Origin of the sequence: Allomesorhizobium camelthorni (assembly GCF_011045125.1) — a bacterium.
Lineage (GTDB): Bacteria > Pseudomonadota > Alphaproteobacteria > Rhizobiales > Rhizobiaceae > Allomesorhizobium > Allomesorhizobium camelthorni.
In genome coordinates, this window is record NZ_JAAKZF010000307.1 from 1 (window position 1) to 751 (window position 751).

The 751-nt window shown below is 60.1% G+C and carries 1 pseudogene; it reads left to right on the forward strand.

The annotated features are described in order from the left end of the window. Positions 1–722 (forward strand): annotated as a pseudogene (locus G6N73_RS36050) (recombinase family protein); the annotation flags it as partial. Between the last annotated feature and the right edge of the window lie 29 nt (positions 723–751).

The window sequence follows — 751 nt, forward strand, 5'->3', positions numbered from 1 at the left end:
CTCGCGTCGGCGACATCGAGAGCAGGGTTGCCGCGCATGATGCCGCGATGCCGAAACCATCATCCCCGTCGGCAATGGACCTCACCGCGCTCGTCGCCGATCTCAACGCTGTGTGGGCGGCGCCGACGACAGACGCAAGGCTCAAGAAGCGCATCGTGCGGACCGTCATCCATGAGGTGGTCGCCGATATCGACGATGCAGCAGCCGAGATCGTGCTGCTGATCCATTGGATTGGGGGTGTCCATACCGAACTGCGTCTGCCGAAGCGGCGGCGTGGACAGCGTAATGCCACTCCCGGCGACATCGTCACGGCGGTTCGCCAACTGGTCCTCATCGCCAGTGATGACGTGATTGCCGGCATTCTCAACCGCAACGGTCTGGTGACCGGCAACGGCAATCGATGGACACGAGAGCGAGTCACCGCGCTTCGATCGTATCGCAAGATCCCGGTCTTCCGACCGGCGGCGGACGGTATCGAACCATGGCTCAATCTGAACAAGGCGGCTCGTCTGCTCGGCATCACGCCGAAGACACTCAGGCTCGCCGCCGAAGCAGGAAAGATCGAAGGCCTTCATCCTTTGCCGGATAGTCCGTGGATCTTCAGACGATCAGAGCTTGGAAAGCCGGATGCCCAGCAGATCGTTCACCGCGCACGGCAGAACCCGAAATACCCCACGGGATCGCATCCTGATCAGCAAAACCTATTCACTTCAACGGCATAGACAGATGGGTGTTATGAAACAGGATTGTA